6 protein-coding genes and 1 pseudogene are annotated in these 6,295 nt (G+C 67.5%); 6 read left to right on the top strand and 1 reads right to left on the bottom strand.

Annotated elements, in window-relative coordinates:
* From A5692_RS13135 to A5692_RS13120, 4 genes and pseudogenes are all read left to right on the top strand, one after another.
* Window positions 1–370, top strand: a pseudogene (locus A5692_RS13135) (fatty acyl-AMP ligase); the annotation flags it as partial.
* 42 nt (window positions 371–412) lie between these two features.
* Window positions 413–1,321, top strand: a complete 909-nt coding sequence (locus tag A5692_RS13130; protein ID WP_068056616.1) for a metal-dependent hydrolase — start codon at window positions 413–415, stop codon at window positions 1,319–1,321.
* A gap of 4 nt (window positions 1,322–1,325) precedes the next feature.
* Window positions 1,326–2,246 (top strand): alpha/beta fold hydrolase, encoded by a 921-nt coding sequence (locus A5692_RS13125; protein WP_068056614.1) that lies wholly within the window; start codon window positions 1,326–1,328, stop codon window positions 2,244–2,246.
* A gap of 10 nt (window positions 2,247–2,256) precedes the next feature.
* The gene (locus A5692_RS13120; RefSeq protein ID WP_082962656.1) at window positions 2,257–3,333 is read left to right on the top strand and encodes a PDR/VanB family oxidoreductase; all 1,077 of its coding nucleotides are present in this window, start codon (window positions 2,257–2,259) and stop codon (window positions 3,331–3,333) included.
* Window positions 3,334–3,354: 21 nt separating this feature from the next.
* Here A5692_RS13120 and A5692_RS13115 read toward each other — a convergent pair whose 3' ends face one another.
* Window positions 3,355–4,368 carry a cation diffusion facilitator family transporter gene (locus tag A5692_RS13115; protein ID WP_068056612.1) on the bottom strand — a complete coding sequence of 338 codons (1,014 nt, stop codon included), beginning with the start codon at window positions 4,366–4,368 and terminating at the stop codon, window positions 3,355–3,357.
* A gap of 171 nt (window positions 4,369–4,539) precedes the next feature.
* Here A5692_RS13115 and A5692_RS13110 point away from each other — a divergent pair, with 171 nt between their 5' ends.
* Both A5692_RS13110 and A5692_RS13105 read left to right on the top strand, forming a co-directional pair.
* Entirely contained in the window at window positions 4,540–4,761 is a 222-nt protein-coding gene (locus A5692_RS13110) for a hypothetical protein (protein WP_068056610.1), read from the top strand.
* A gap of 475 nt (window positions 4,762–5,236) precedes the next feature.
* Window positions 5,237–6,160, top strand: coding sequence for a DUF4878 domain-containing protein (locus tag A5692_RS13105; RefSeq protein WP_068056608.1), 924 nt, complete (start codon window positions 5,237–5,239; stop codon window positions 6,158–6,160).
* The last annotated feature ends 135 nt before the right edge of the window (window positions 6,161–6,295 follow it).

Genomic DNA, 6,295 nt, shown 5'->3' with positions numbered 1-6,295 from the left:
GGCCGGGACCGTGTTCAACATGACCGCCGACGACTACTACAACCTGACCGACATCACCCGGGTGTTGTCGGAGCGCTACGGCTACCGGTTCGACTACCACGACATCGGATCGTTCGCCGCCGAGATGAACCGTCGGTGCACGCCGCGGGACCCGATCTACCCGCTGGTCGACTTCCTGACCCGCTCGGCGGACAAGATCGCGGCCATGCGCGACAAGCGCTACGGCAACACCCAGTACCAGCGTGCGCGCGCCCTGGCCGACGTCCGCCTGCGCGAACCGGCCCTGACCGAGACGGTCGACAACCTGGTCCGGTTCTTGCGTAGCGAGCGCCTGATCACCGAGGCTGAGGACGAGGCACGCAGCGCCTAGCCCGCAGCGGGTCGCCGCGCGACAACCACCAGGGGGTCCACCATGTTCACCGTCGATGACCAGGCCACGGGTCCGCATCACGCTTCGCTCGACCACGAGCGGATCGTGCTGCAGGCGCGTGACGTCGACTTCGACTGGGCGACGCTGCCGTTCTACTACGTGCCCAACGAGCCCTTCACCACCCACTTCTGCAATGTGCTGCATCTGCTGCTGCCCGCCGGCGAGGAGTTCATCGTCGACGCGTTCAAGAACACGCTGTCGCTGATCAAAGACGATCAGCTGCGGCTGGACGTGCAGGGCTTCATCAGCCAGGAGGCCATGCACTCCCAGGCGCACTCGGGCGTGCTGGACCACTTCGCGGCCAAGGGTGTGGACGTCACGCCGTTCACCGACCAGATGGCGTGGCTGTTCTCCCAACTGATCGGCGACCGGCCCGGCTGGGGTCGGCGACGACGGCAGAGCTGGCTGCTCGAGCGGGTGTCGATGGTGGCGGCCCTCGAGCACTACACCGCCATCCTGGGCGAATGGATCCTCGACACCCCGCAACACGACGCCTTCGGCACCGACCCGGTGATGCTGGACCTGCTGCGCTGGCACGGCGCGGAAGAGGTCGAACACAAGGCGGTCGCCTTCGACACCATGAAGCACCTGGGCGCCGGGTATTGGCGCCAGGTGCGCACCCAGCTGCTGGTGACGCCCGCGCTGCTGTGGTTGTTCATCCGGGGCGTGCGGTTCATGTACTCGGTCGACCCCTACCTGCCGCCGGGCACCAAGCCGCGCTGGCGCGACTACTTCAGCGCGGCGCGCCGGGGTCTGGTGCCCGGGCCGTTCCAGTTCCTGCGGGTCATCGGCGCCTACTACACGCCCAGTTTCCATCCGTCCAAACTGGGCGGGGTGGGGCGCGCGGTCGACTACCTGGCCCGATCGCCCGCGGCGCGCGCGGCGCACTGAGGGCATGCGAGAGATGACTCAATCGAGCACCGTGATCGCCTCCGACGGCGTGTCGCTGGCCGTCCACGCCCACTCGCAGATCGACCCCGGGCGCCCGACGATCTTGGCCATCCACGGCTATCCGGACAACCACCACGTGTGGGACGGCGTCGCCGACGAACTCGCCGGGCGGTTCAACGTCGTGGCCTACGACGTGCGCGGGGCCGGCGAATCGTCCAAGCCGCGCAGGCGCTCGGGATACCGCCTCCCGCAACTGGTTTCCGATATCGGCGCGGTGATCGACAGCCTCGGCGTCGGCCGGGTACACCTGGTGGCCCACGACTGGGGTTCCATCCAGGCGTGGGCCGCGGTCACCGACGACGCGGTGATGGCCAAGGTCGCCTCGTTCACGTCGATCTCCGGCCCGCACCTGAACTACGCGGGCAGGTTCCTGCGGTCCCCGCGCAACCCCCGCGGCGTGTTCGACGTGCTCAAGCAGGCTCTGGCGTCGTCGTACATCTGGTTCTTCCTGTGCCCGGGGGTGCCGGAGCTCGCGATCTGGTCCCGCGCGTCGGTGGCGGTCTTCGCGGGCGTCGAACTGATCGGCCGCCCGCGCGGCGTGGGCCGGGCGCGCGCGGCGACCACCCGGTCGATCCGCGACTATGTCAACGGGCTCAACCTGTACCGCGCCAACATGCCGGCGCCGTTTCTGGCTCCGCCACAACAGCTGCCGCAGACGACCGTCCCGGTGCAGGTGCTGGTGGCGCGGAAGGACTATTTCGTCTCGCCGCCCCTGCAGCGGTTCACCGGCTCGATACCGCCGCACGGCAGGGTCGTCGACGTCGAGGGCGGACACTGGGTGGTGTCCTCCCATCCCGAGATCATCGCCCGGCTGACCAGCGAGTGGGTCAGCCAGGTCACCGGCACCGACATCCGACAGGCATAGGACATCCGTTGTGACGCATACGATTTGGAGTAGCAGGCCCACCGACCTCTACGGTCGCCGCAGGCGCGATCGCCTCTACACGGCGTTGTGGGGGGTGGGCACCCTGTTCGGCGGGATGGCGTCGGCGTCGCGGTGGACTCCGTCGCGGGTCGTGCCGGTGCGGCGGACCAACACCGCGGTGGTCACCCAGCGTGAACTCCTCACGCCCGACGTGGTCGCGTTGACCCTCGCCGACGCCCGGGGCGGGTTGCTGCCGTCGTGGACCCCCGGCGCGCACATCGACGTCCGGCTGGCCTCGGGCCGCCGCCGCCAATACTCGCTGTGCGGTCCGCCCGGGCGGCGCACCGACTACCGCATCGCGGTGCGCCGGATCGCCGACGGCGGCGGCGGCTCGATCGAGATGCACGACACCTTCGACGTGGGCGACACGCTCGAGTTCGAAGGCCCACGCAACGCCTTCTACCTCGTCACCGACGAGCGTGAGGTGTTGTTCGTGATCGGCGGCATCGGCGTGACACCGATCCTGCCCATGATCCGACTCGCTCAGCAACGCGGAATCGACTGGCGGGCAGTGTATTCCGGGCGCAGCCGGGAGTTCATGCCGCTGCTCGACGAGATGCTGGCGATTGCGCCCGAGCGGGTCACCGTCTGGGCCGACGACGAGCGCGGCCGCATCCCCACCGTCGAGGAACTGCTGGCCGACGCCGGGCCGGCGACGGCCGTGTACGTGTGCGGGCCGGCCGCCATGCTCGAATCCGTGCGCAGGGCGCGCGATGAACACGCCGACGCGCCGCTGCACTACGAACGGTTCGGGCCGCCGCCCGTCGTCGACGGTGTGCCGTTCGAGCTGGAGCTTGCCAGGTCGGGGCGTGTGCTCGGCGTCCCGGCGAACCGGTCGGCGCTCGACGTCATGCTCGACTCCGATCCGACCGCGGCGTACTCGTGCCAGCAAGGTTTCTGCGGAACCTGCAAAGTGAAAGTTCTTGCGGGACGGGTCGACCGCCGCGGCCGCGCCCTCGAGGGCGACGGCGAAATGCTGGTCTGCGTCTCGCGGGCGAACGGCGGTCGCCTGGTGATCGACGCCTGAAAACGCGGCAGCGGCAGGGGCTCAGACGGCGTCTTCCGTGTGGTGCGCCGGGTAGGCGTGGACGAGCGCGCTGTTGAGCCTTGGCACGGCGTGCGTCAGTTCGTGCTCGGCGTCATGAGCGATGCGATGGGCCTCCTCGAGGCTGGTGCCGGGATCGATGTCGAGTTCCGCGTCCGCGTGCAAGCGATGCCCTATCCAGCGCATCCGGATGCTCCGCACGCCGCGGACGCCGGGCCGGGCGGCCAGTGCCGCTTCGGCGGTGTCGACGAGTTCGGGGTCCACGGCATCCATGAGCCGGCGGAAGATTTCACGGACCGCCCCGCGCAGCACCGCCAGGATCGCCAGCGTGATGACCAGGCCTATGATCGGGTCGGCTATCGGGTAGCCGAGGGCGACGCCGCCTGCTCCGAAAAGCACGGCCAGAGAGGTGAATCCATCCGTGCGGGCGTGTAGGCCGTCGGCAATCAGGGCGGCCGAGCCGATCCGGCGACCGATCCGAATCCGATAGACGGCGACGACTTCGTTGCCGACGAAGCCGATCAGACCCGCGGCCGCGACCCAGCCGAGGTGCCCGACGGGCACGGGGTGAAACAGGCGCCGGATCGATTCATAGCCCGCGACGAAGGCCGACATCGCGATCATGCCGATGACGAACAAGCCCGCCATATCCTCGGCGCGCCCGTAGCCGTAGGTATAGCGCCGGGTGGCGGCACGGCGACCCAGCGCGAACGCGATCCACAGCGGGACGGCGGTAAGGGCGTCCGAGAAGTTGTGAATGGTGTCGGCGACCAGGGCGATGGACCCGGAAACGACGGCGATGACGACCTGTACGACCGCGGTTGCGCCCAGCCCGAGCAGGCTGATCTTGACCGCCCGAATGCCGACCGCGCTGGTTTCCAGCGCGGTGTCGACGCTGTCGGCGGCGTCGTGGCTGTGCGGGAGGAAAAGTTGCGTCACAAGGCCGCGAAGCCCGTGGGCGTGCTCATGACCGGGACCATGGTGGTGGTCGTGATCGTGCCCGCTATGCGTATTCATCAGCGCGTTGCCCGCTTACCTGCATGCATACGCAGATAATAAGTCACTTGGGTGGTGCACGCGAGCGGGGTCTGGAAGGGATCGTCATCGACGACTTTGGAACGTCCGGCACCTTGCCCGCCGGTCGCGACAAGGACGATGATCGTGACTGACCGCTAAGGAGGGTCAATCATGATGCTCAACAGATTCGCCGCCTGGACCGGGTGGCTGTCCACACTCCTTGCGTTTGCGGCATTGCCAATGGCCCTCTTCGCGGCCGGCACCGGCCACCCCGGTTGGGCGATGGTGGCGGTCGCCGCATTGCTGTCCTGCGTCGGGGTAGGTGCCGGCGTGGTCGGAGCGGTCGTGCACTACGACCACCGACATCACAGAAGCACTCCCCACCTCTTCTAGCGACCCCGACCCGCCTGCGCCCGGATGTGTTCGGGCGCAACCCACTTGTCCGCATTCGCGGCATTGTCTGATGGACGTTCCCGCGGCCGGCTCCAGGCAAGGGTGTGGGTGGTTGTTCTCCATCGCGACCTTTCCGAATGCCACGGTCACGCGGCAGTACGCCCGGCGTAGGGCCATTGGCCACTGTGCGCAGGTGGATAGGATCTCGTACTGAGCCAATTGGAGGTTGCAGGTGACCGATTGGTCCGGTGAACGCTTCGAGGGCCTGCACCCGAGTGACGGACCCGATCGGGACGCGCCCACTGGTGTGGGGCCGGGTCAGCCGGGTCCTGCTGAGCCCATCGACGCGCAGTGGGAGCCGGAAGCGTCAGCGCCTTCCGTCAGGCGGTATTTTCAGCCGCCTCCCGCGGCTCAACAGACACCGAAGCCACGCAAGAGTCGGAAGCGGTTGCTTCTCGGGCTGGCGGCTGCCGCAATGCTGGTGGCGGTGGTAGCCGTTGCAATTATCGCGACGGTCGACCGGGGCGGGGAGGAGGCCGGGAGGTCGGCCGGCGACGCCGTCAAACGGTACCTCGAGGCGCTCGCCCGCGGAGACGCTGAGGCGGCTCTGTTCTACGGCATCGATCAGCCGGCCACCAACGAGTTCCTGACTGATGCGACGCTCAAAAAGCAAGTCGCGCAATGGCCGATCCGAAACATCCGAGTCCTGCACGACAATTCGTCGGATCCCGACACGGCGCTGAGCATGGCACACGTGCACGTCGTTGCCACCTTCGGCGACCAGACCTCTGATGCGGTCCTCAATGTGAGGATGGACCACAACCGTTGGAAGCTGCCGTCGGCGGCGATCAAGTTTTTTCCGGGTTTAGGCGCGTCCATGGGCAATGCCGCCGCGAAGACGGTCACGCTGTTTGGCAGGCCGATCAACGATGCCACGGTCTATGTGTTTCCGGGGTGGATCGACATCGGCACCATGAATCCGTATGTGACGGTGACGATCCCGCCGCTTCTGCTCGACCAACTCACGATGGCGGCCCCTTATTGGGTGTACCCGACCTTCGCGCTGGCGGATAGGGGACGCGACGCGGTGAGCGCGCAACTGGCCGCGGCAATGGTCCGCTGTCAAGAGTCCAGTCTGTTGGCACCCCCTGGCTGCCCGGCACACCTGGACTCCAACGGAGCGGCGGAAGGCACGGCCGTGTGGGGGACCGCCGACTTGAGCGCAATTCGATTGGACAAGTTTGATCCGTACCACATGACCCAGACATTCTCAGGCCAGATCCGCGTGCCAGTCACCGTCAAGACCGCCGGCGGAATGACCAAGCAGGAAGACGTCACCGAAGTCTTGTCGGGGATCGCCGATTTGGCCAAGACCCCGCCCGAAATCACGTTCCGCTAGACACGGCAGCCGACTGGACCGTTCGGCCCTCGCCGATTCCCAAGCAGCACTCGGCGATCGGTCGATCCGGTGAGGCCTAGCAGTTCGCGTGAGGTATACAACCAGTGCTACCGCCGGGGACATTACCGTCCGTGG

It is taken from the genome of Mycobacterium sp. E342, from assembly GCF_001667665.1.
Taxonomy (GTDB): domain Bacteria; phylum Actinomycetota; class Actinomycetes; order Mycobacteriales; family Mycobacteriaceae; genus Mycobacterium.
The sequence above is the reverse complement of the archived record's forward strand: the minus strand, read 5'-3'. Positions and strand labels throughout refer to the sequence as shown.

Bases quoted from the DNA above. Each gene is read 5' to 3' on its own strand.
- A5692_RS13130 (WP_068056616.1), top strand. From the start codon at position 413: ATGTTCACCGTCGATGACCAGGCCACGGGTCCGCATCACGCTTCGCTC.
- A5692_RS13125 (WP_068056614.1), top strand. From the start codon at position 1,326: ATGCGAGAGATGACTCAATCGAGCACCGTGATCGCCTCCGACGGCGTG.
- A5692_RS13115 (WP_068056612.1), bottom strand. From the start codon at position 4,368: ATGAATACGCATAGCGGGCACGATCACGACCACCACCATGGTCCCGGT.
- A5692_RS13110 (WP_068056610.1), top strand. From the start codon at position 4,540: ATGATGCTCAACAGATTCGCCGCCTGGACCGGGTGGCTGTCCACACTC.
- A5692_RS13105 (WP_068056608.1), top strand. From the start codon at position 5,237: ATGCTGGTGGCGGTGGTAGCCGTTGCAATTATCGCGACGGTCGACCGG.